Source organism: Romboutsia sp. LXY-2, from assembly GCF_056171995.1.
This window is the reverse complement of sequence record NZ_JBKFGI010000001.1, coordinates 984,599-1,008,982: the sequence shown is the minus strand read 5'-3', so window position 1 is coordinate 1,008,982 and position 24,384 is coordinate 984,599. Positions and strand designations below refer to the sequence as shown.

Annotated in this window: 27 protein-coding genes; all 27 read left to right on the top strand. The window is 29.9% G+C overall.

All coding sequences use genetic code 11. The features are described 5' to 3' along the window. Nucleotides 1-4: 4 nt before the first annotated feature. The 27 genes from spoVE to ACI48P_RS04815 all read left to right on the top strand — a co-directional run bounded on the left by spoVE (nucleotide 5) and on the right by ACI48P_RS04815 (nucleotide 24,237). Entirely contained in the window at nucleotides 5-1,135 is a 1,131-nt protein-coding gene (spoVE, locus tag ACI48P_RS04945) for a stage V sporulation protein E (RefSeq protein ID WP_475214046.1), read from the top strand. Nucleotides 1,136-1,149: 14 nt separating this feature from the next. Further along, nucleotides 1,150-2,370, top strand: coding sequence for an undecaprenyldiphospho-muramoylpentapeptide beta-N-acetylglucosaminyltransferase (gene murG, locus ACI48P_RS04940; protein WP_475214043.1), 1,221 nt, complete (start codon nucleotides 1,150-1,152; stop codon nucleotides 2,368-2,370). Between the two features lie 75 nt (nucleotides 2,371-2,445). Further along, entirely contained in the window at nucleotides 2,446-3,705 is a 1,260-nt protein-coding gene (gene murA / locus ACI48P_RS04935) for a UDP-N-acetylglucosamine 1-carboxyvinyltransferase (RefSeq protein WP_475214041.1), read from the top strand. A gap of 247 nt (nucleotides 3,706-3,952) precedes the next feature. Then, nucleotides 3,953-4,699, top strand: coding sequence for a cell division protein FtsQ/DivIB (locus tag ACI48P_RS04930; RefSeq protein ID WP_475214038.1), 747 nt, complete (start codon nucleotides 3,953-3,955; stop codon nucleotides 4,697-4,699). A gap of 25 nt (nucleotides 4,700-4,724) precedes the next feature. Continuing rightward, nucleotides 4,725-5,417 carry a DUF881 domain-containing protein gene (locus ACI48P_RS04925; protein WP_475214034.1) on the top strand — a complete coding sequence of 231 codons (693 nt, stop codon included), beginning with the start codon at nucleotides 4,725-4,727 and terminating at the stop codon, nucleotides 5,415-5,417. A gap of 25 nt (nucleotides 5,418-5,442) precedes the next feature. Next, nucleotides 5,443-6,144: a DUF881 domain-containing protein gene (locus tag ACI48P_RS04920; RefSeq protein WP_475214032.1), complete on the top strand. Its 702-nt coding sequence runs from the start codon at nucleotides 5,443-5,445 to the stop codon at nucleotides 6,142-6,144. A 61-nt stretch (nucleotides 6,145-6,205) separates the two neighbouring features. Next, on the top strand, nucleotides 6,206-6,559 hold the full coding sequence (locus ACI48P_RS04915; protein ID WP_475214030.1) for a small basic family protein: 354 nt from the start codon (nucleotides 6,206-6,208) through the stop codon (nucleotides 6,557-6,559). A 104-nt stretch (nucleotides 6,560-6,663) separates the two neighbouring features. Then, entirely contained in the window at nucleotides 6,664-7,809 is a 1,146-nt protein-coding gene (ftsZ, locus tag ACI48P_RS04910) for a cell division protein FtsZ (protein ID WP_475214028.1), read from the top strand. Nucleotides 7,810-8,226: 417 nt separating this feature from the next. Then, nucleotides 8,227-9,069, top strand: a complete 843-nt coding sequence (locus tag ACI48P_RS04905; protein WP_475214026.1) for a sigma-E processing peptidase SpoIIGA — start codon at nucleotides 8,227-8,229, stop codon at nucleotides 9,067-9,069. Nucleotides 9,070-9,100: 31 nt separating this feature from the next. Then, the gene (sigE, locus tag ACI48P_RS04900; RefSeq protein WP_475214024.1) at nucleotides 9,101-9,835 is read left to right on the top strand and encodes an RNA polymerase sporulation sigma factor SigE; all 735 of its coding nucleotides are present in this window, start codon (nucleotides 9,101-9,103) and stop codon (nucleotides 9,833-9,835) included. Nucleotides 9,836-9,923: 88 nt separating this feature from the next. Beyond that, on the top strand, nucleotides 9,924-10,697 hold the full coding sequence (sigG, locus tag ACI48P_RS04895; RefSeq protein ID WP_475214022.1) for an RNA polymerase sporulation sigma factor SigG: 774 nt from the start codon (nucleotides 9,924-9,926) through the stop codon (nucleotides 10,695-10,697). 143 nt (nucleotides 10,698-10,840) lie between these two features. Next, complete coding sequence (locus ACI48P_RS04890) at nucleotides 10,841-11,314, top strand: hypothetical protein (RefSeq protein WP_475214020.1); 474 nt, start codon at nucleotides 10,841-10,843, stop codon at nucleotides 11,312-11,314. Between the two features lie 12 nt (nucleotides 11,315-11,326). Next, a complete protein-coding gene (locus ACI48P_RS04885; RefSeq protein WP_475214018.1) occupies nucleotides 11,327-11,977 on the top strand; it encodes an accessory gene regulator ArgB-like protein in 651 nt (216 codons plus the stop codon). A gap of 98 nt (nucleotides 11,978-12,075) precedes the next feature. Then, on the top strand, nucleotides 12,076-12,195 hold the full coding sequence (locus ACI48P_RS04880; RefSeq protein ID WP_475214016.1) for a cyclic lactone autoinducer peptide: 120 nt from the start codon (nucleotides 12,076-12,078) through the stop codon (nucleotides 12,193-12,195). Between the two features lie 77 nt (nucleotides 12,196-12,272). Beyond that, complete coding sequence (locus ACI48P_RS04875) at nucleotides 12,273-13,943, top strand: bifunctional diguanylate cyclase/phosphohydrolase (protein WP_475214014.1); 1,671 nt, start codon at nucleotides 12,273-12,275, stop codon at nucleotides 13,941-13,943. A gap of 78 nt (nucleotides 13,944-14,021) precedes the next feature. After that, a complete protein-coding gene (locus tag ACI48P_RS04870) occupies nucleotides 14,022-14,285 on the top strand; it encodes a YlmC/YmxH family sporulation protein (RefSeq protein ID WP_475214013.1) in 264 nt (87 codons plus the stop codon). 25 nt (nucleotides 14,286-14,310) lie between these two features. Next, nucleotides 14,311-14,769 carry a transcriptional regulator NrdR gene (gene nrdR, locus ACI48P_RS04865; RefSeq protein WP_475214011.1) on the top strand — a complete coding sequence of 153 codons (459 nt, stop codon included), beginning with the start codon at nucleotides 14,311-14,313 and terminating at the stop codon, nucleotides 14,767-14,769. 3 nt (nucleotides 14,770-14,772) lie between these two features. Beyond that, on the top strand, nucleotides 14,773-15,483 hold the full coding sequence (gene pgeF / locus ACI48P_RS04860; RefSeq protein ID WP_475214009.1) for a peptidoglycan editing factor PgeF: 711 nt from the start codon (nucleotides 14,773-14,775) through the stop codon (nucleotides 15,481-15,483). 18 nt (nucleotides 15,484-15,501) lie between these two features. Further along, nucleotides 15,502-16,191, top strand: a complete 690-nt coding sequence (locus tag ACI48P_RS04855; protein ID WP_475214008.1) for a winged helix-turn-helix domain-containing protein — start codon at nucleotides 15,502-15,504, stop codon at nucleotides 16,189-16,191. A gap of 26 nt (nucleotides 16,192-16,217) precedes the next feature. Next, nucleotides 16,218-17,507, top strand: a complete 1,290-nt coding sequence (locus ACI48P_RS04850) for a HAMP domain-containing sensor histidine kinase (RefSeq protein ID WP_475214006.1) — start codon at nucleotides 16,218-16,220, stop codon at nucleotides 17,505-17,507. An 86-nt stretch (nucleotides 17,508-17,593) separates the two neighbouring features. Continuing rightward, a complete protein-coding gene (locus ACI48P_RS04845; RefSeq protein WP_475214004.1) occupies nucleotides 17,594-18,523 on the top strand; it encodes a YIEGIA domain-containing protein in 930 nt (309 codons plus the stop codon). Between the two features lie 18 nt (nucleotides 18,524-18,541). Further along, nucleotides 18,542-19,474, top strand: a complete 933-nt coding sequence (locus tag ACI48P_RS04840) for a YIEGIA family protein (protein ID WP_475214002.1) — start codon at nucleotides 18,542-18,544, stop codon at nucleotides 19,472-19,474. Further along, complete coding sequence (locus ACI48P_RS04835) at nucleotides 19,474-19,674, top strand: capping complex subunit for YIEGIA (RefSeq protein WP_475214001.1); 201 nt, start codon at nucleotides 19,474-19,476, stop codon at nucleotides 19,672-19,674. The genes ACI48P_RS04840 and ACI48P_RS04835 overlap by 1 nt, the downstream gene beginning before the upstream one ends. A 94-nt stretch (nucleotides 19,675-19,768) precedes the next feature. Beyond that, a complete protein-coding gene (locus ACI48P_RS04830; RefSeq protein WP_475213999.1) occupies nucleotides 19,769-21,097 on the top strand; it encodes a DUF512 domain-containing protein in 1,329 nt (442 codons plus the stop codon). A 14-nt stretch (nucleotides 21,098-21,111) separates the two neighbouring features. Next, nucleotides 21,112-22,434 (top strand): ribosome biogenesis GTPase Der, encoded by a 1,323-nt coding sequence (gene der / locus ACI48P_RS04825; protein ID WP_475213998.1) that lies wholly within the window; start codon nucleotides 21,112-21,114, stop codon nucleotides 22,432-22,434. 142 nt (nucleotides 22,435-22,576) lie between these two features. After that, the gene (gene plsY, locus ACI48P_RS04820) at nucleotides 22,577-23,185 is read left to right on the top strand and encodes a glycerol-3-phosphate 1-O-acyltransferase PlsY (RefSeq protein WP_475213996.1); all 609 of its coding nucleotides are present in this window, start codon (nucleotides 22,577-22,579) and stop codon (nucleotides 23,183-23,185) included. Between the two features lie 29 nt (nucleotides 23,186-23,214). Further along, nucleotides 23,215-24,237 carry an NAD(P)H-dependent glycerol-3-phosphate dehydrogenase gene (locus ACI48P_RS04815; protein WP_475213995.1) on the top strand — a complete coding sequence of 341 codons (1,023 nt, stop codon included), beginning with the start codon at nucleotides 23,215-23,217 and terminating at the stop codon, nucleotides 24,235-24,237. Nucleotides 24,238-24,384: the final 147 nt, after the last annotated feature.

The following is a 24,384-nucleotide window of genomic DNA, read 5'->3' as shown; positions in this document are numbered from 1 at the left end:
TCTAATGTCTAAGGAAGCTATAAAAAAGCGCATTGATAGAGGGAATAAGAGAGAATTTGATAGTGTAATATTTTACACTACCATGATTTTAGTATTTATAGGAATCGTCATGGTGTTTAGTGCAAGCTTTGTTCAAGCATCATTTAAACACCATGATGGTTATTATTTTCTAAAGAGAAATGTTATTTTTGCTGTTTTAGGATTTATTGCAATGATGATAACCGCAAACATAGACTATAACTTTTGGAAAGACAATGCTCACATTGTAGGAATAGTTGCAACAATATTATTAATATTAGTTCTTACTCCTTTAGGAGTTGAGGCTAATGGTGCGAAACGATGGCTAGGCATTGGTGGGGCCAGTGTACAACCAGCTGAAATTGCCAAATTCGCAACTATAATTATTACCGCAAAGTTCATTGAAAAGAGATATGACAATATAAAATCTTTGACAAAAGGTGTTTTACCACTTCTGATTGTGCCTAGTATATTTTTCGCATTAATAATATTACAACCCAATTTATCCACTGCAGGAACAATAATAATAGTTACATTTATAATGATATTTGTAGCAGGAATGAATATGAAGTTTGTAATTGCAATGATGGGAACTGGAGTCGGGTTATTTGTAGCTCTAGTAATAGCAGAACCCTATAGATTGGCTCGTGTTACATCCTTCTTAGACCCATTTCAAGATCCTCTTGGTAAAGGATATCAAGTAATACAAAGTTTATACGCTTTAGGTTCAGGCGGGTTATTTGGCCTTGGACTAGGAAAGAGTAAACAAAAATATTTTTACATACCAGAACCGCAAAATGACTTTATATTTGCCATAATAGGAGAAGAACTAGGATTTATAGGATGTATAGTTGTAATGCTGCTATTTTTGATACTTGTTTATAGATGTGTTAGAATAGCATTAAAGTGTTCAAATGTTTTTGCATGTATGACAGTAATCGGAATAGGAGCGCAAATAGGTATACAAGCGGCATTAAATATTGCAGTTGCTACATCTTCTATGCCAGCAACTGGTGTGGCACTACCATTTATTAGCTCAGGAGGAACCTCGCTCTGTATATTTATGGCGGCAATAGGTATAGTGTTAAACATCTCAAAACATGTCAAAATTAACTAACAGGAGATGATACAATGAAGGTATTATTATCTGGCGGTGGAACTGGAGGACATGTATATCCAGCCATAGCCATAGCAAACAAAATAAAAGAAGAACATCCTGAAGCTGAGATAGTTTTTGTAGGTACAGAAAAAGGAATAGAATCTGAAATAGTTCCTAAGTATGGATATGAACTAAAAACTGTCACGGTACAAGGATTCAAAAGAAAAATAGATTTTGATAACGTAAAAAGAGTATTTAAATTATTCAAGGGTCTAGAAGAATCCAGAAGAGTAGTTAAGAAGTTTAAGCCAGATGTAGTAATAGGTACTGGAGGATATGTAAGTGGTCCTGTATTATTCAATGCAGCTATGGGCAAAATTCCAACAGTAGTACATGAACAAAATTCATTCCCTGGAGTTACTAATAAAATACTTGCGAAGATGGTAACAACTGTTTTAACTAGTTTTGAAGATTCTCATGAAAGATTCCCAGAAGGAACTAGAGAAAAGCTTGTTCTTACAGGAAATCCAGTTAGAAAAGAAATCTTAGTTGCTAGAAAAGGAATATCAAGAAAGAAAATAGGTATTGCTGAAGATAAGAAGATGGTACTTTGCTACGGAGGTAGTGGTGGATCAGAAGAAATAAATGAAGCAATGAAATTAGTAATTAAAAATATGGTAAAAGACGATGTGGCATTTATATTTGCTACAGGAAAGTACTATTATGATGAATTTATAAAGAGTATAGAAGGTATAAGCTTAAAGCCATACCAAAAGGTCGTACCATATTTAGAAGATATGGCAAATGCCCTAGCAGCAAGTGATTTAGTAATAGGTAGTGCAGGTGCAATATCATTAGCTGAGATAACAGCTCTTGGTAAGCCATCTATAATAATACCTAAAGCTTATACAGCTGAAAATCACCAAGAATATAATGCTAGAAGTATAGAAGAAAAAGGTGCAGGGATAGCTATATTAGAAAAAAACCTTACACCAGAAAGCTTAAACAACGCAGTATTTAAACTTTTAGGAGATAAAGAAGTTTTATTAAATATGGCTAATGCAAGTAAAGAAATAGGTAAGCCAGAATCAATAGATCTGATATATAATGAAGTAATGAAGATATATAATTCTAATAATAAAGAAGTAAAAAAAGCTAAAAAAGAATATAAAGAAGAAACAAAATCTGTAGAAGTTAGTAATAATGAAACTACAGAAAAGCAACCTAAAACAATAGGAATAAAGAAAAAGTAACATATTACCCCTCTAGATCATAGTATTTAAATTATAGGCATTTGATTTAATATACTACAGCTAGGGGGGTTAATTTTGTCTAAATATATAATTACCGGAGGAAATAAAATAGAGGGGAAACTAAGTATCAGAGGTGCTAAGAATGCGATTTTACCATTAATGGCAGCCTCTATTTTAAATGAGAGTACAAGTATTATTCACAATGTACCTGATATTTCTGATGTTCATTTTATGATTAAAATATTGGAAAGTGTAGGATGTAAAGTTAGTTATGAAGATGATACTTTAATTATTGATAGTACAAATATTAATAATAGTGAAATAGATGAAAAGTATGTAAGAAAGATGAGATCCTCAATAATTATTATGGGAGCGATGATAGGAAGGTTAGATTATGCTATTATAAGCCATCCAGGAGGCTGTGAGATAGGTTCTAGACCAATTGATTTACATCTGAAGGCTTTGCGTCAATTAGGGGTAAGGATAGAAGAAGAAAATGGATATATGAGATGTTTTAAAGATGAACTTATAGGCACAACAATTAACTTTGAATTCCCTAGTGTAGGGGCTACAGAAAATACAATATTGGCAGCTGTTAAGGCAAAAGGAATAACACGAATATATAATGCCGCAAGAGAACCTGAGATAGAAGATTTGCAAAACTTTCTTAACGCAATGGGAGCAAAAGTAACTGGTGGGGGGACTAACTATATAGAGATAGAAGGTGTAGACAAGCTACATGCTGTTGAGCACACTGTAATACCCGATAGAATAGCAATAGGAACTTATATGATAGGAAGCGCCATTACGGGTGGAAAGTTAGAAGTGGATAGAGTTGTTGTTTCTCATATGGAACCAATTTGTGAAATGCTAAGAATGGCTGGATGTGATATAAATTACACGAAAGAAGGACTTACATTAATTCCACCAAAAGTTATAAAATCTATTGATTTAGTAAAAACTTCACCTCATCCTGGCTTCCCTACTGATATGCAAGCTCAATTAATGACATTAATGTGCTTATCCAATGGAATAAGTGTATTCCATGAGACTATTTTTGAAAATAGATTTATGCATGTCTCTGAACTTGCAAGGATGGGAGCTAATATTAGATATATTACGGAAAAGATTTGTATGGTAAAAGGTGTAGATAAGTTACATTGTGCAAGTGTAAAAAGTACAGATTTAAGAGGCGGAGCATCTTTAGTATTGGCAGCTTTGACAACACAGGGAGATACAGAAATCTCTGATATATATCATGTGGAAAGAGGATATGAAAATATTGAAACTGTATTAAGAAGTTTAGGCGCGAATATAAGAAAAGTAGAATATTAGATTATTGTTAAAGATCTGCTAATAATATTATTAAAATAAAGCAGCATTAGCTCTTGTGAGAAAAGGTATAAAATAAATATTATTTTATACCTTTTTTTCATATAATGTAAATTTACTTAATTTATTTAATAAAATTTGTAAAAAAAGCTATGAAATTAGTTTAAAATAATAGTTTTTTTATGTAGGAAATTTAAATAGTAAAGTTGTATTAGTAATAAATAAACCTAAAGAATGAGGAGATGATTTTTTGAAAAAAAGTAAAAAAAAGAAAAAAAAGATAAATACAAATAAATTAATATTAGTTTTAATGCTAGCACTAATGATGACAGTTAGTATAGCGGTATTTTTAAAAAGCAATATATTTGATTTACAACAAGTAACTATTAAGGGAAATAAAGAACTAAAAACAGAGGACGTAATTAGTGAGTTAGATATAATTCAAAATAAAAATATTTTTTCTTATGATAGCAAAAATATTAAGTCAACATTAATGCAAAATCCTTATATTGAGGATGTAAATATAAAATTAAAGCTACCAAGTACGATGATAATTTCTATAAAAGAAATAACTCCTTCTGCGCTTTTAAAAGATGACAATAACTATTGTTATATTTCATCAAAGGGAGAAAAAATAGTTGATATTAAAGACCTAGACGAAAATACCGATAAAATAATAGTGGATATTGACTATGTTAACAAGGAAAACAGTATAGAATTTGAGAATGATGAAATAGAGAAAAGGTTATTATATTTATTAGATTGTGTTGTTGATAAAAATATAAGTAAGGAAATTTATGAGATAAACTTAAGAGAAGAAAATATAATAAGTTTAAAAACAAAAAATAATACAAAAGTAATTATACCTAATGATGATAACTTGGATTATAATGTATCTAGACTAGGTAAAATACTTGTAGATTTACAAAGTAAAAATAAGAAAGAAGGTACTATTGATTTAACATATAGTAACTATGCCTTATATAGTCCTAAGTAGGAAAGGTAACAGGGAGTGATTAGACTTGAAAAAAAATAATTATAAAAGCTTAATGGTAGTTAGTGTAATTCTTGGTATATTTATTAGTATCCAGCTTAAAGTTGTTAATATGGAGAATAATGGTATGACAACAACTAAAAAAGGGGAACAGTTAGCTCAAGAGCTTAAATCATTAAAAAAGGAAGAAGAAGAATTAAAAAATGAAATTGGCGAAATAAAAGAAAATATAAATAAATATAAAGGTTTAGAAGATGAAGAAGGACAAGATTCTATTTTATCAGAAATAGAAAAATATGAAATACTAGCAGGATATACTGATGTAGAAGGAAAAGGTATAGAGGTTAAGATAAAGCCAACTAATGGAACCATTGGTGAAGATGTGGACAAAAGTATAATGTATAATTATGATTTATTACTATCCCTTATTAATAAGTTAAACTCAGCCCAGGCAAATGCAATATCTATAAATGGCCAACGAATAGTTGGGAATACATACTTTCATTTAAAATCAGACAAGTTATACATTAATGATACACAAATCAGTGAACCGTTTGTTGTAGAAGCTATAGGAGAACCAGATACTCTTGCATCAGCTTTACAAATAAAGTATGGAATAGTGTGGGAAATAGAAAAATACTATGGAGCAACTGTAGAGATAGAAAAGAAGGATACAGTAACGATTAATGGATATAGCGATAGTGCTAGCAATGTGCGTTAAATAATCAACAAGTAAGAGGGATAACATGAATAAAAGAGATAAACGTATTAAACAAAAGATGGTTATTACAGGCGCGTTTATAGTTGGGATTCTTATATCTATTTATTTGAAAACATTAGATACGGATAAAGTGTATATAACCTTAGACGAAAAAAAAGAAATAGAAAGTAATATAGAAAATACAAAAAAAGAGATTTTGAGATTAAAAAGTGTTTTAAAGGAACAAGAAAAAACACTAGATGATTATGAGAGTGCATTAGAAGATGTTAATAAATCACCTATGGATTTGATGGAAAAGGAGCTAGAACACTATAAAATGATAAGTGGACGCTCGGCAGTTGAAGGTTCAGGTGTAGTATTATCTATTAGTGATAGTGATAAGGAGTTACAAAATGGTCAAAATCCGAATGATTTGCTGGTTCATGATATAGATATTTTAAGGATATTAAATGATTTGAAAAAATCTGGAGCAAAAGCTATATCTATAAATGGAGAAAGAGTTTTGCCTACTAGTAAGGTCAATTGTTCAGGTGCAACAATTACTGTAAATGAAACTACTTATGGACAGCCATTTGTAATTAAAGCTATCGGTAATATAGATATGCTAAAAGCAGCTGTTATTTCACCTGATTCATATGTTAACTTACTAAAGGAGGTATATGGAATAAATATACAAATAGAAGAAAATAATAACATGATTGTAAATTCTTATGAAAAATATACATAAAAATGATTAAAAAACTTGAACAAAATAGGTATTTCAAAGTAAAATAGAGAAGGTGATAATTTTGATATGGATATTGGCTGGACTAGCTTTAGGTATAGTAGTGGGATTTTATGTTCCATTTACATATCCTATGGATTACTCGCTTTATATGTCAGTGGCAATACTTGCAACAATGGATTCTATATTTGGAGCAGTAAAGTCAGGATTTGAAGGTAAATATGATAATTTGATATTTGTAACAGGATTTATTGGAAATTCATTGTTAGCGATTATTTTAACCTATATAGGAGATAGATTAGGGCTTCCTTTATACTATGTTGCTATATTGGTATTTGGTTCGAGATTATTTGACAATTTATCCGTGATAAGAAGACATATTATTTCAAATTTGAGTAATAAAAAAAGAGGAAAATAAACATTTTTGTGGAATAAGTTAGTTAAATATTAACAAAATTAAAAGATTAAATGATATAATTAATACATACATTTACTTAAATCATTAAATAAGGAGGTCTATTGATGCTAAACTTTGACGTAGAATTAGATGGGTTTGCGCAAATTAAAGTAATCGGTGCAGGCGGCGGCGGAAATAATGCTGTTAACAGAATGGTTGAGGCACAACTTAAGGGTGTTGAGTTTATAGCAGTTAATACTGATAAGCAAGCTTTATACACATCTAAAGCTGAATATAAAATTCAAATAGGTGAGAAATTAACAAGAGGGCTTGGAGCAGGAGCAAATCCTGAAGTTGGTAAAAGAGCAGCAGAAGAAAGTAAAGATGAAATAGTAAAAGTACTTCAAGGAGCGGATATGGTATTCGTTACTGCAGGTATGGGTGGGGGAACAGGAACTGGTGCAGCACCTGTAATCGCACAATTAGCAAAGGAAATGGGTATATTAACAGTTGGGGTTGTTACTAAGCCATTTGCTTTCGAAGGTAAAGTAAGAATGAAAAATGCTGAAGCAGGTATTGCTGAGCTTAAATCTAAGGTTGATACATTAATAACGATACCTAATGATAGACTACTACAAATAGTACAAAAAAACACATCTATGTTAGAAGCTTTCTCAGTAGCTGATGATGTATTAAAGCAAGGTATACAATCTATATCAGATCTTATAGCTGTACCAGGGTTAATAAACTTAGACTTTGCTGACGTTACGTCAATAATGAAAGAAAAAGGATTAGCTCACATGGGTATAGGTAGTGCTACTGGAGAAAATAGATCTGTAGAAGCGGCTAGAAAAGCAATTGAATCGCCATTATTAGAAACTTCGATAAGAGGAGCTAAAGGTGTTTTACTTAATATAACAGGTGGGTCTAACTTAGGTCTATTTGAAATAAACGAAGCATCTACTTTAGTACAAGAGTCTTGTGATGCAGAAGCTAATATAATATTTGGTGCTTCGATAAGAGAAGACTTAGGTGATGAAATCATGATAACTGTAATAGCTACAGGATTTGATGATGGTCAAGATATGAAGTTAAACTTTGACAATAAGCCAAAGGTTTCTGAAAGACCATCTTTAAATAGTGCTATAAATCAAAATGTAGCTCCAGAAGTTAAAGAAGAAGTGGCTATAACTAGAGAAGAACCTAAAAGAGCTAGTATAGTAGAAGATGACGATATGGAAATACCTACATTCTTAAGAAGAAGAAGATAACTAACTGATATTAAAGAAGCCTAAAAGGCTTCTTTTTTACTGTCTCAATTTAGTATTTAGAAATAAAATGAAATATTATTTTTATAAATTATGCATATAAATCATAAAAACAATAAGCGAATTATTACTATTAACTAATAATTTCTACAAATTAATATCTTTAAATAAAATAGAAAATATAAGAATAAAAATAATACTAAATGAATAAATATTTATTAAGAATAAAGTAATTAACAGTATTTGAGGTAATAAATCAAAAATAAATATATAATTTTTAACAAAAAAAGAAAGTGGAATACTTTCTTTTTTTGTTATTTTAAAGGGTAAATTTCTAGCCATTCGACTATTAAAAGTGACATAAAAGAGTTATATAGTTAACTTATAATATACTAAAGAACAAAGGGGGGGAAGTATGTAGTGTATATAGAGTATTACATTATAGAAAACCTATTAATAAATTATATTATTATAAGTTGTACTTATATTCTAATTAAAAGACCAAATGATACTAAAAGAAAAGTAATTGGATCAAGTATTGGTGTAGCTTATAGTGTAGCCTATTTATATCCTTCTTTAGATATATTATTTACATGGCCATTGAAAATAATAATTATGACTTTAATTACGATAATATCCTTTAAATATGTAAATAAAAGGGATTACATTAGATTGTTATTGGTTTTTTATATGGTCAATATTTTTATATCAGGGACTACATATTTTATAATTTATTTTACTGGTATTGACCACATGAAGATATCTTTTTTAATAGTATGTGCATATGTAAGTTGTGAATTATTAAAGTATATTTACAAAGATATTAAGTTTATGAAGTATATTAAAGAGTTTTCAAAAACAATAACAATAAATTTATTAGATAAAAGTTGTCAATGTAAAGCTCTTTTAGATAGTGGAAATCTTTTAAAAGATCCGATGAGTAATAATGATGTAATAATAGTAAAATCTAGTGCAATAACAAATTTGTTACCAAGTTCTCTTTTAAAGTTTAGTTATGAAAATATGGATATTATAAAAGCTGAAGAAATAATTAGTAGTTTAGATGATGAAATTTCAACAAGAGTAAGAATGATTCCTTACAAACATGCAGGGAGTAGTGGTAGTGGAATTATAATTGGTCTCAAGGCTGATTGTGTAATTATTGACAATCAGAAAATAGGTAATGTAATTTTAGGTATTTCAGATTTTAAAGAAGATGAATATGGAGCAATATTAAATCCAGGTATATTGTCAGAGATTTAGATAAATACAATTATCGAAGGGGGAGAGCAAAATGAAGTCATTAATTTTGAAGGTAAAGACAAAAATAACTAATTTCATTATAGGGGTAGGAATAAAACTAAAGATAATAAAACCTAAAGGAGTTTATTATATGGGCGGGGTTAATATACTACCTCCACCATTAAATGCAGAAGAAGAGAATGAATTATTACAAAAGCTAGAGGCAGATAATAGTGTGAAAACTGTACTTATAGAAAGAAATCTAAGGCTAGTAGTATATATATCAAGAAAATTTGAAAATACAGGAATAGATGTTGAAGATTTAATTTCTATAGGAACAATAGGTCTAATTAAAGCAGTAAATACATTTAAATTGAATAAAAACATAAAATTAGCTACATATGCATCTAGATGTATAGAAAATGAAATACTTATGTATCTTAGAAAGAATAATAAGAAAAAGGTTGAGGTGTCATTTGATGAACCTTTAAATATTGACTTAGATGGAAATGAGTTGCTGTTATCTGATGTGTTAGGTACTGAAAATGATGAGATATATAAGGTTATTGAGGAAGAAATAGATAGAGATTTATTAGTTATGGCATTGGATAGTTTATCAGATCGAGAAAAGCAAATTATGGAATTAAGATTTGGATTAGCGAGTAAAGGAGTAGAGCGTACTCAAAAAGAAGTGGCTAATATCCTTGGTATATCTCAATCTTACATTTCGAGGCTGGAGAAAAAGATAATTTCAAGATTAAAAAAAGAGATGAAAAAATTTGTCTAAAATAAATAAATTTCTCTTAACAGTATAAAAATATATGAAGTGTAAATAATTTCAATAGATAAATACTTTTAAGAGAGGACTGAAATGTATGCAAATTAACAAAGTTGAAATCTGTGGTGTTAACACATCAGAGCTACCAGTTCTTAAAAATAACCAAATGACTGAGCTCCTACATAAAATAAAAGATGGAGACGAAGAAGCAAGACAGCAATTTGTTAGAGGGAATTTAAGATTGGTTCTGAGTGTTATACAAAAGTTTAATAACAGAGGGGAAAATATAGACGATTTATTTCAAATAGGATGCATAGGACTTATAAAGGCTATAGATAACTTCGACTTAAGCCAAAATGTTAGATTTTCAACTTATGCAGTTCCAATGATTATCGGAGAAATAAGAAGATATCTAAGGGACAACAACCCAATAAGGGTAAGTAGATCGTTAAAAGATATAGCATACAAAGCTCTACAAGTCAGGGAGCGATTAGTAAGAGTTAATGCGAAAGAGCCAACAGTATCAGAAATCTCTAAGGAGTTAGAGCTGCCTGTGGAAGATGTGGTAATGGCATTAGATGCAATACAAGATCCTATATCTTTATTTGATCCAGTTTATCAGGATAATGGAGATGCAATATTTGTAATGGATCAGGTTCAAGATAAAAAGGATACGGATGAAAATTGGCTACAAGAAATTGCATTAAAAGAGGCTATTAAAAAATTAAATAGCAGGGAGAAGTTAGTATTAGATTTAAGATTTTACAAAGGAAGAACTCAAATAGAAGTGGCTGATGAAATAGGGATATCTCAAGCTCAAGTTTCTAGAATTGAGAAAAATGCACTTAAAAATATGAGGAAATATATTTAGATTAGATATTATGCGTTGGTATTTATTATACCAACGTTTTTTCGTTGTAAAAAAAAGTATTAAAAATTAACGAAAAATTGAAAAATTTGGTATTAAATGCTATAATTATACATATGTCATCAAATTATAGAAGGAGAAATGATATGTTAGAGTCATCATTTGAATATATTATAATAAGAACATTGCCAGAAAGTATCCTATTTATGTTAGCAGGATTCATATTACTGAATTTAAAAATAGATAAAATTAAGTTATTAGTATATGGGCTTTTATTAGGTGGGATTGTAACTGCAATAAGGTCATTACCTATTGCATATGGAATACATACAGTCCTAGCGATGATGATAGGGGGCTATATACTAACTAAAATAAGTAAGCTTCCTTTAGCCCAAGTCGTAATGGCAACATGCGGAATATTTATATCATTAGCATTAAGTGAAGGAATATATATAGGAATAGCTACTGGTATTATAGGCATACCTATGGAAATATTGACTGATACTGATGCAATAGCGGCTTTATGTACTCTTCCTTCGTTAATTATATTTATAGGGATAGTTATTTTGATGAAATATTTTGTTAATAAAATTAGCGCTAAGCAAAGTGTAAATAAGTAAGGGGAATTTTATATGGGAATAGAGCAAATATCCTTAAACATTGCAAACAAAATTGGAGATAGACTGGGTAAAACAGAGGAAGAAATTGCGGTTATAAATTATGGTATGTTTGCCATATTACATACAAGTTTAGTTATGTTAGCTACCTTAATTGTAGGAGTAGTTACAAATACAGTTAAGGAGATTATAATAATATCATTATGTTCAGCGATATTAAAAAGATATTCAGGGGGGGTTCATTCAAGCAGTCCGATAAGATGTTTGCTTGTTGGCGTAAGTATGTGTACAGCGCTAGCATTGACTAGTAAATTATTTGTGGAAAAGCTTAGCAATATGAATTTGCTGGTCATATTAATAGCTGGAATTTTAGTATGTTACTTTGTGTTGTATAAAAGATGTCCAATAGGCTCTAAACAGAAGCCTCTTAAGAATGAAGCTAAGAGAAAATTATTAAGGAAAAAGTCATTTAAAGTTATGAACTTATATGCTTTTTCAATGATGATTATGTATATTTATAGCAGTTCTTTGGATAATACCTTTGCAAAATCAATATGTATATCAATACTATTTGGAGCTTTTATTCAAATTTTTGCACTAAGTGTTATAGGTGAAAAAACAATAGGATTTATTGATGGATTATTACAAAGAAGACATAATGATTAAATATCACAAAGATATGCTGTGTTTACCTAGTTAATTATTATATCTGTAAAAGATATATAATTTAATATTCAATTTATAATATAAAAGGAGGGAATATTATGGATTTCTTATTTAATGCAATATCAACTTTAGCAGAAAATATTGCGAATGGAGTATCTACATATTGTATGATAGTATTCTATGAGCCAGAGGTACCAGAATCATTAAGAGAAGAATAGTAGATTAAATATAAACCATGAGGGTAAACCTTGTGGTTTATTACTTGAAACGAATATAGTTGTTTAGGTGAGGTATAATGAATCGATTTGAGAAGGCAAGAAATCAAAAAATATTTGAGATAATAATTGTATTAAAAGTTGTATATGTATTGTTAGGTGTTGTTGCAGTACTTGGTTCAGATGCAATACGAGATAATCCTCAACCTGAGATGCTTGTAATATATGCTAGTGTAATTCCTCTTTTTATAGCTATTTATTTTTTATGGACAGTATATTATCAAAAAGACAATATTGGTAAAAAACCTAAACTTAAAGATATACTAGAAACTACACTGCTTTTAGTAATATTTGTTATTGTCCTTAGCGTAACTAGGGCATATGAGAGTCAATATAAATTTATGTGTATATTTGTTATTTTAGTAGGTGCAATTCAATTTGGAAGAATATATAGTATATCAATATCTATATGCTCTGCAATTATAATATTAGGAACAGACATGATATATATATCTAGTAGCAATGAATTAACTAGTCCGATTTTTGAGGCAGACTTGGTTCTAATAGGTGCTTTATTGGCAACATCTTACATACTAGGTATGTATGTTAACGTTGAAAAAGAACATGGAAATCAATTAATTACATTAGTAAATAAAGATGAATTAACAGGATTATATAATCATAGATATTTCCAAGAATATCTTGAAAAGGCCATTGAAAAGGCTGATAAGACAGGAGAAGAAATATCACTGTTATTTATGGATATAGATTACTTCAAAAACTACAATGACATCAATGGTCATCAATCTGGGGATTGGTTATTAAAAGAAGTAGGAACAATTTTAAAAAGCTGTATAAGGCAAAATGATATCGTAGCAAGATACGGTGGAGAAGAATTTGCAGCAATACTACCTGATACAAAAGAAGAATATGCAATAATAGTTGGTGAAAGAATTAGACAGGCTATACAAAATACACATTTTTATGGTCAAGAAAATCAGCCAAATAGAAACATCACAATATCAATAGGAGTATCATCATATCCTAAAAGGTCAAAAAATAAGCATCAGTTAATTAATACAGCAGATGATGCTTTATATAGAGCAAAGTCATTTAATAAAAATAGAGTAGAAACATATCATAACGTATTAGAATACATATGTAGTCATATGGAAGTTAGTGAAGATACTGTAAAATCTCTAAAAGCATTTATAAGTATGATAAATAAAAAAGATAGATACACTTATGGTCATACTGAAAGAGTAGTGATATATACAAATTGGTTTGCTGAGCATTTAGAGCTAACAGATGAACAAAAAATAGATTTAAAGATAGCTGCATACTTGCATGATATAGGAAAAATCGAAATTCCGGAAGATGTACTCAATAAAAAGGAAAGACTTACAGATGAAGAGTTTGTTATGTTAAAGCAACATCCAATAGTAGGGGTAGAATTAATACAGCATATAGAACAATTTAAATCATTTATACCGCTTATTAGGCATCATCATGAACGTTATGATGGTAGAGGTTATCCAGATGGTTTAAAAGGTGAAGAAATACCTTATTTGGCTAGAGTGTTAACTATTGCTGATAGTTTTGATGCTATGACATCAAATAGGCCTTATAATGTTAGAAAAAGCCATGAAGAAGGTATTATGGAGTTAAGGGAAAATGCTGGTACTCAATTTGATCCTATTTTAGTTGAACAGTTTATTGAAATGCTTAAAATCTTTAAAAATGAATTTTAAAATAATAAAAATGACCAATATAGGTCATTTTTTTTTGTTCAAGTACATATTTATTTTTAAAGGGAGGGAGATTATAATATGATTAGAATATCTGATATAATGGAAAAAGAAGTAATAAATGTGAAAAATGGAAAAAGAATGGGGTTTATAACAGACATAGATATGGATATAAATGAAGGTAAAGTAGTATCGTTTACAATCTATGGCGATGGAGGAAGAGGACTTTTCTCAAGAGGAGGAGAGGGACAAGTAATATTTTGGAATGATATACTAAAAATAGGTTGTGATACAATAATAGTAAATATTGGTTCTGAATTAAAGTTAGACGAGTTTAACATATAGCAAAAAAACAAAGGAGGACATGACATTGCAATGCCCGTATTGTAACTATAAAGAATCTAAAGTAATAGATTCTAGACATACAGACAGTAAGTCTATAAGAAGAAGAAGAGAGTGTGAATCTTGTAAAATGAGATTTACAACATATGAGAAGATAGAAACAACTCCAGTTATGGTAATTAAGAAGGACAATTCTAGAGAATGCTTTGATGGAGAAAAAATCAAGTATGGTATATTAAAAGCCTGTGAAAAGAGACCCGTATCTATAGATCAAATAGATAAAATAGTTTCTTATGTTGAAAATGAAATAAATAAATATTACATATCAGAAATTGAGAGTGTTAAAATAGGTGAAATGGTTATGGATAAGCTAAAAGATGTTGATGAAGTCGCTTATGTAAGGTTTGCATCTGTATATAGACAATTTAAAGATATAAATACATTTGTAAAAGAATTAAAAAACATACTTATGGAAAGAGGAGATTAGTTTATGATTGACTACATTAGAGTTAAAGAGATAGAAGAAAAGATTGATTGTGTAAACTTAGCCATAACATGTAAAAATGTAGATGCAAAGTCCAGAGAAGATATGATTAAAGTATGTAGTGATGCAGGATTTAATTTTAGCAACTTGACAAGTAATGTTCAGATACATTCGGATATTGTAAATGTAATAAAGGAAGATAATATTAATCAAAAAATAGATGGAGATGCATTAATTACAAATGTAGAAGGTGTTCCACTATTAATATTTACAGCAGATTGTGTGCCTATTGCAATTATTGATAAGAAAAATAAAGCAATAGGTTTAGCTCATGCAGGCTGGAGAGGAACTTATGATAAAATAGGACAAAAGACTATAGATCTTATGAATAAGGAGTATAATTCAAACCCAGAAGATGTTGTTTGTGTTATAGGACCTTCTATTGGACCATGCTGTTATGAAGTATCTCAAGAACTAATTGAAAAATTTAACACAAATCTTACAAACTGCGATGAAAAATTCTATATAATAAAAGAAGGAAAATACTATTTAGATTTATGGAAAATAAATGAATATATATTAAAATCTAGTGGGATTAGTGAAAAAAATATTATAAATTTAAATCTATGCAGCAGTTGTAAAGAAGAAGAGTTCCATTCATATAGAAAGCATGATAAAACACAAAAGAGAATAGGAATGATACTGCAGATAAAATAGGAGGGAGCTTAAATAAAAATGAATACTAAAGTACTTGTTATAGATGATGAAATACATATAGTAGAACTTCTTAAATTCAATCTAGAAACATCAAACTACGAGGTGCATTATTCATATGATGGATTTGATGGATTCGTTAAAGCGAAGGAAGTAAAGCCGGATTTGATATTGCTAGATTGGATGCTACCAAATATTAGTGGAATTGATGTTTTAAGAAAAATAAGAAGTGATGAAAGTTTGAAAAATATTCCTGTTATAATGTTAACAGCGAAAAATATGGAAAACGATAAAGTAGAAGGTTTAGAAGTAGGAGCAGATGATTATATAACTAAGCCCTTTAGTATAAAAGAGTTATTAGCAAGGATAAGTTCTGTCTTGAGACGTTATAACTTAAATGGAAGTAATGAAGAAGAAATTTTATCAGTAGGTAATTTAAAAGTAAATTTATCTAAGCACGAAGTAATGAAGGGTAGCGAAAAAATAGATTTAACTCTTAAGGAGTTTGAACTTTTAAAATTATTACTTCAAAATAAGGGGAAAGTACTTTCTAGAAACTTCCTTCTTGATAAAATTTGGGGATACGAATACTATGGTGAAACTAGAACTGTGGATGTTCATATAAGATATTTAAGAAAGAAAATTGAAAATGAAAGCACGCATGAAAGATATATAGAAACCATAAGAGGTGTGGGATATAAAATTGACTAGATTAAGAGTATTAGGAGAGATAATATATGGAAGAAATAAATAATATATATTTCTTTGTTATGCTAATATCAGTTATTGTTGCTATATTATCTGTAAGATATACTGTTAGGCTTAGAAGCTACCTTGAGGAGTTTATTAAGGTTTCTAAAAAAGTAAGTAACAGAGAGTTTCATTCTAGGTTATACATATCAGCAAAGGGTGAACTGGGAGAACTAGCAAGTAACTTTAACTATATGATAGAAACGATGGATGATACAGTTACAGAAGTTGAATATAAAAATGTTCAATTAAAGTCTATAATAAAAAGCATATCTCATGGTATTTTAGCTATAGATGTAAATGGCAATATATTATTAATAAATGAAGAAGCAAAACGAATGATAAAAAGTGATATAGACAACTCTCCTGAGGGTCAGAGTATAGGAAACACTATAAAAGAGCCACAAATTCTAAAAGAAATATATAAGTTTGCAGGATCAAGAAAAAATGAAAGTAGTCAAATAACTACAGAAGGTGGTATTGTCTATAAAATAAAACTAGATCCAATATATCTTCAAGGCACAACTAATGTTATGATTGGTTCTATTATAAACATAGAAGATATAACTGAAAAGGTAAGACTTGAAAATATGAGAAGTGACTTTGTGGCAAATGTAAGTCATGAGTTAAAAACGCCTCTGACATCTATTAGTGGATTTGTAGAAACATTAAAGTTAAATGAAGATATTGATGTAGCAACAAGAAATAGATTTTTAGGTATAATAGAGAGTGAATCAGATAGATTAAAACGACTTATAGATGACATATTACTGTTATCATTTATAGAAAATAAGGACAATGTAGTTTTAGAGAATATAAAAATATTTGAAGTATTTAAAGAAGTTTGTGAAATGACTAATTATAGCGTACATAGTAAAAATATAAATGTAAGCTATGATTTTAGTGATGAAAGTCTTTGCATATTATCAAATAGAGACTATATAAAGCAGGTATTCTTAAACTTAATTGACAATGCGGTAAAATACACAGGTCAAGATGGACAAGTACATACTAGTGTATACACAAAAGATAAAAATGTTATTTTAAGAGTAAAAGATAATGGAGTAGGTATTCCTAAAGAAGATGTTGATAGAGTATTTGAAAGGTTCTATAGAGTTGACAAGGCTAGAAGTAGAGATGTTGGTGGAACAGGTTTAGGGCTAGCTATTACTAAACATATAGTAAAAAGTCTAGGTGGCAATATAGAATTAAAAAGTGAATTAGGCGAAGGTAGCGAATTTATTGTTACTTTGCCACAGAAAAATTTCCTTGAATAAAGGAAATTTTTTTTTGTTTTTGCACAAACTAAAGAGTGTAAATAAAAAAAGCTATAAAAATACATTTAATATAAGGAGTTGAAATAATGGGAGAAGATTTACTGAAAGAAGCTTTGTTTAGACATTCATTTCTAGTGGCTTTAACATTAGGTGTTTTGTGTAGAGGATTAGTACTAAGAGTAACTGATAGACAATATCCAACTAGACCCCAAGACTTCCTAGAGCAAATTATTACATCAGGGCTAGCTGCATCTCTGGGAGCCATAGCATTACCTGCACTTTTAGATAAGGAGTTTTCTGCACTGACTTTTTTTGCAATAGCGATACAACAGTTTCAAGGATTAGGTGAACAAGAAAGAATTACCTTAAAAAATATTGATGAAGATGAAATTGTTCCAAAGGGATCAGCATACGTTGAAGAAATATCATCAACATATGAAAGCAGATGTTACATTAGTTTATTGTCAGCTTTGGCTGCATCAGGGTTATTTATATTTTGCAACAACAGATTTAAATTTGGATTTTTTATGTGTACTGTCGCAGCAAGTATTGGAGCAGCGATTGTAGGACTATTAATCAGACGATATTTAAGAAGACATAGCGTAGGAGATATTGCAGATATACGTCCTGCAAAAATAAAATTTGACGGGCCATTATTAAAAGTAAATGATGTAATGATATCAAATATAGGATTAGAAGATACAAGAAAAAGATATTTGGAAGAAGGGCTTGCAATAGAAATTGTTCCTAAAAATATTGGAGATTATGGGATTGTTAGTGACATAGGTCAAAGACAAGCGATAATACATAATATTTTTATACACATGGGAGTAAATAAAGATGTAGATGAAAAAGATATTTTAACTGTATCTAAATTGAATATATACAAAAATACGGTGGTGATACCATTTATTCCTATTTTACAAGATATAGACACAATGATTAAGATAGCAAAAAGTACTCCTATATTAGAGACTGCAAAAAGTAAAAATAGTGATTATAAAAAGAATGCATAATTTAGATGAGGTGATATAGTGGATAGAGCATTTTTAGTAGCAATGTTTATAGGGGTAATGTCTAGGGTAATAATGTTAAATCTGGATAAAAAACAATATCCAACCCAACCGAATACATTATTAACACAAATGGTATTAGCTTTTGTAGCTTCTGCACTAGGCGCATTAGTAGTACCAGCTTTAGCAGCGAAGTCTTATACGTCAATAACTTTCTTATCATTAGCGGCAGAGCAGTTTAGAAAAGTTAGGGAAAGTAGAAGAAATACATTGCAAAACTTAGAAGATATTCAACTAGTTAAAAGAGGAAGTGCATTTATAGAAGAAATAGCAAGAACATACGAAGTAAGAAACTATATGTGTATACTTACATCTTTTTCAACTATGGCGTTTTATCATATGCTTATTAAAGAGTTTAATATAACTAATAATACAAGCTTAATGATAAGCGGAGTATTTGGGATAGCATTATCGCTGCTTATAAAAAAATTAATAACAAGAAAAAGTGTTGGAGATATTGCAGATGTTAGAGAAGTTAAAATTAGTTTTGTAGATGGAACAATAATGCAAGTAGGTGATTTAAAAGGTATTACAAATGTAGGTTTAGAAAGCGATAGAGAAAGATATTTAAAGTATGGAATAGGTATAGAAATAAAGCCAAAGGATAACAGTTATAGTAATGCGAGTATATTATATGATTCAGGTCAAAGACAAGCTATAGTATTTAATATTTATTCTAGATTAGGTATAAAAAGAGAAGATGATGAGCCAGCGTTTGTTCCTCTTCCAAGAAGAAACCCTAAAAATGAAAGTATTATGTTAGCCTATATACCAATAGAAAAAGATGCTCAAAAAGTTATAGAAGCTGTCAAATCTGCCCCTATTCTTTCAAGTTCTAAAGGTAAAAACTTATCAATTAATTATAAAATAGGTGAGAAAGGAAGTGCACAATAATGGGAAATAATACTAGCTTAACAGAATATACCTTAGCTATTTTAACAACAGATAAGAACTTACAGAGTAGTGGAGGATGTCCCATATTCCATGCTAATGATAATAAAGACTTACAACATAAAGCTATGTTAATGGCAAAAAGTGTTGGTGGGATGGTTCATGAATTAACAAAAGGAACATTAATTGTAGTTAAGCATTAAGAAGGTACCTTGCGGTACCTTTTGTAAGTTGACTATTATAATACATACATGGTATTATAATATGATGTATTTATAAGAAAAGTGGTGATAGAAAATGGAAGTCAACGTTAAAAACATCAATAATTATATAAGTAAAGTATATAAAAATAGTATAGCAGAAGAAGTTGGTATTGAAGTCGGAGATTTATTAATATCAATAAATGAGCAGCCTATACATGATATTATAGAATATAAATTTTTACTAAGTGATGAGTACTTAGAAGTAGAAATAAAGAAAAAAGATGGCGAAATATATATATATGAAATAGAAAAAGATTATGACGACGACTTAGGCATTGAGTTTACAAATCCTATAATAGACCAAGCTAAAAGTTGTAGAAATAAATGCGTATTTTGCTTTATAGATCAGCTTCCAAAAGGAATGAGAGAAACTCTTTATTTTAAAGATGATGACTCAAGATTATCATTCTTACAAGGAAACTTCGTAACTCTTACAAATATGAGTGAAGAAGATATAAATAATATAATAAAATATAGGATAAGTCCTATTAATATATCTGTACATACAACTAATCCAGAACTAAGACAAAAAATGATAAAGAATAAATTTGCAGGTAAATTATATAGTATAATGGAAAGACTAGCAGAAGCAGGTATAGAAATGAACTGCCAAATAGTTTTATGTCCCGGATATAATGATAAAGAAGAGTTAACTAGAACAATAACTGATTTAGAAAGACTATATCCACATGTAAATAGTGCGGCAATAGTTCCTGTTGGTATAACTAAGCATAGAAGTCATTTACCTGATTTAGAAATATTTAATGAAAAAACTGCAAGTGAAACTATAGACCAAATCAATGAAATACAAAAGAAATATCTTGAGAAAAGAGGAACTAGATTTGCATTTTTATCAGACGAGTTCTACATAATAGCAAATAGACCTTTACTTGAGTATGATGAGTATGAAGGATTTATACAGTTTGAAAATGGAGTAGGTATGATAAGCAAGCTAGAAAGAGAAATTACTGATTATTTAGCTACATTACCTAAAGAACATTTAACAAGAAAGAAAAAAGTTTCTATAGCAACAGGACATTCAGCATATGAATTTATTAAGAATATGGCTAAATTGGTAATGGACAAGTTTGATAATATAGAAATAGATGTATATAAGATTGTAAATAATTTCTTCGGAGAGACAATAACTGTTTCAGGTCTTATTACTGCTACTGATATTATAGATCAGTTAAAAGACAAAGATTTAGGAGAAACATTGTATATTCCTAGAAGTATGTTAAAAGCAGACGAAGAAATATTCCTTGATAATATAACATTGAAAGAACTTAATGAAATAATGAAACTAGAAGTCGTTCCTTGCTTAAATGAAGGAAATGACTTTGTAGATAAACTTTTAAAATAAGAAAGGAGATTGCTATGAGTGATAATAGACCAGTAGTTGCGGTTGTAGGAAGACCAAATGTTGGTAAATCAACATTATTTAATAAATTAGCAGGAAAAAGAATATCAATAGTAGAAGATACTCCAGGAGTAACGAGAGATAGAATATTTACGGAGGTAGAGTGGTTAACTAAATACTTTACATTAGTAGATACAGGTGGTATAGAACCAGCTAATGACGATATAATATTAACTCAAATGAGAAACCAAGCTATGCTTGCTATGGATATGGCTCACGTTATATTATTTGTAGTTGATGGTAAAGCTGGTATGACAGCTGCAGATAGAGAAGTAGCACAATTACTTAGAAAAACTAAAAAACCAGTAATATTAGTTGTTAACAAAATAGACAATCAAAATCAATATGACAATGTATATGATTTCTATGAATTAGGACTTGGAATGCCTTTTGCAATATCAAGTGCTAACAGTATGGGACTTGGAGACTTATTAGATGAAGTTGTACAAAATTTCCCAGAAGGATTAGATACAGAGTATGACGAAGATATAATTAGAGTTGCGATAACAGGTAAACCTAATGCTGGTAAGAGTTCTATACTTAATAACATATTAGGTGAAGATAGAGTTATAGTAAGTCCAATAGCAGGTACAACTAGAGATGCTATAGATACTTACTTTGAAAAAGGTGATCAAAAGTTCCTTCTTATTGATACAGCTGGTATAAGAAGAAGAAACAAAATATATGAAAATGTAGAAAAATACAGTGTAATAAGAGCTATGAGTGCTGTAGACAGAGCGGATGTTGTACTTATAGTAATAGATGCAGCAGAAGGATTTACAGAGCAAGATACAAAGGTTGCAGGTATAGCGCATGACGAAGGTAAAGGATGTATATTTGTAATCAATAAGTGGGATTTAATAGAAAAAGATAACAAAACAATGGGTAACTATCAAAAAGAAATAAGAGAAAAGTTCCCGTTCATGATGTATGCACCAATAGTTTTCGTATCGGCAAAAACTAACCAAAGAATGAATAAGATACTAGAAACAGTTGAATTTGTTGCAAGTGAACAAAGTAAGAGAATATCTACATCAGCATTAAATGATGTAATAGGTGAAGCTGTAATGTTAAACCAACCACCATCAGACAAAGGTAAGAGATTAAAGATTTACTACGGTGCACAAACTGATATTAAGCCACCAAAGATAACTCTATTCATAAACGATAAGGAGTTAACTCACTTCTCATACCAAAGATATCTTGAAAATAAAATAAGAGAGAACTTTGGATTTGAAGGAACTTCAATAAGATTTGAATATAATCAAAAAAGAAAATAATATTTTTAAATAAAAGTAAGATGCTTCGCTAGTTGAGCAGACGTTACAATGTAAGGGAGCATATTTTGAGCAACGGGATGCGAGCTTGCCGAGCAGACGTTGGCGAAATGAGCGAAGCGAATTTTACTCGAGGGGGGTTAAGATGTTTAGTTACATAATAATCATGATAATTGCCTATCTTTTAGGTAATGTTTCGACTTCGTATATAATAGCAAGAAGAATGGCAGGCGTAGATATAAGAACACAAGGTTCAGGTAATGCAGGCTCAACAAATGTACTTAGAACACTTGGAAAAAAAGCGGGAGCGCTTACTTTTTTAGGTGATTTGCTTAAAGGTATGTTAGCTGTATTTATTGCAAGGTTAATTGCAAATATAGCGGGAGTAGATAGCCTAATGGCAGGTTATATAGCTGTAGTATTTGTAGTGTGTGGACATAATTGGCCTGCATTTTTAGGATTTAGAGGTGGAAAAGGGGTTGCAACTTCACTTGGAGCCATGATAGCTATGAATCCAGTGATAGCCCTTAGCTGTTTTGCAGTATTCTTAATTATAGTAGCTGTGACTAAATATGTATCTTTAGGATCAGTATTAGGAATTGGTATGTCGCCAATTGTAATGATAGCACTTAAAAATAAAGAAGGATTTATTGTATGCTTATTCTTAACTTTATCAGTTATATATACTCATAGAGAAAATATAAAGAGACTATTTAATGGAACAGAGAGAAAGATAGGTCAAAAGAAAGATTAATATTACTATATACATAGGTGGTGTTTAAAATGGAAAAAATGTGTGTATTAGGAGCTGGTAGCTGGGGTAGTGCTCTAGCATTAAGCCTTGCTAAAAAAGGTTATGAAGTAAGCCTTTGGACATTAAATGAAGAACAGGCAGATAAAATAAATAAAACTAAAGAAAATATAGACTACTTACCAGGAATTTTATTCCCTAACAACATAACAGTAACAACACGTCTTGAAGAAGCTTTAGAAAATAGTAAAATAGTTGTTTTAGCAGTTCCATCGCAAGCAATAAGAAGTGTTTGTCAAAACATTAAACCTTATGTTAAAGAGAATCAAATATTAGTTGATGTTGCTAAAGGTTTAGAAAAAGGAACAGGACTTAGATTATCAGAAGTTTGTAAGGAAGAACTTCCTAATAATCCATATGTAGCCCTTTCTGGACCATCTCATGCAGAAGAGGTATCAAGAGATATACCTACAACGGTAGTAGTTGCTTCTGAGAACTTAGAAATAGCTCAGACTGTACAAGATATATTTATGAGCCCTAAACTTAGAGTTTATACAAATCCTGATATAGTAGGTGTTGAGCTTGGTGGTGCATTAAAAAATATTATAGCTTTTGGAGCTGGTATATGTGATGGACTAGGCTTTGGAGATAATGCAAAGGCCGCACTTATGACAAGAGGTATAAGTGAGATAAGTAGATTAGGTGTTGCTATGGGAGCAAATACATCTACATTTGCAGGGTTATCAGGTATTGGAGATCTAATAGTTACATGCACAAGTATGCATAGTAGAAATAGAAGAGCTGGTATACTTATTGGGCAAGGTAAAAGCTTAGATGAAACACTTACAGAAGTAAAAATGGTAGTAGAGGGTATTACTGCAACTGAGGTAGCTTATAAAGTGGCTAAAGAGTTAGGCGTAGATATGCCTATAACTAATGCTATATACTCTGTACTTTATGAAGGTATGAACCCTAATGAAGTAGTAATTGACTTAATGATGAGGAATAAAACTCACGAAATGGAAGAAATAGTAAATGATGAGCTAGGATTATAATCCTAGCTTTTTTTATATTGTATATAAATATTGTATATAAAATGTATGTTAGTATTATAAACTTAAAAGAAAAAGTAATATTATAAGCAATAATATTAAAAACTTAAATATAATATCTTATAAAGAAGTTGCAATAAATATAGAATT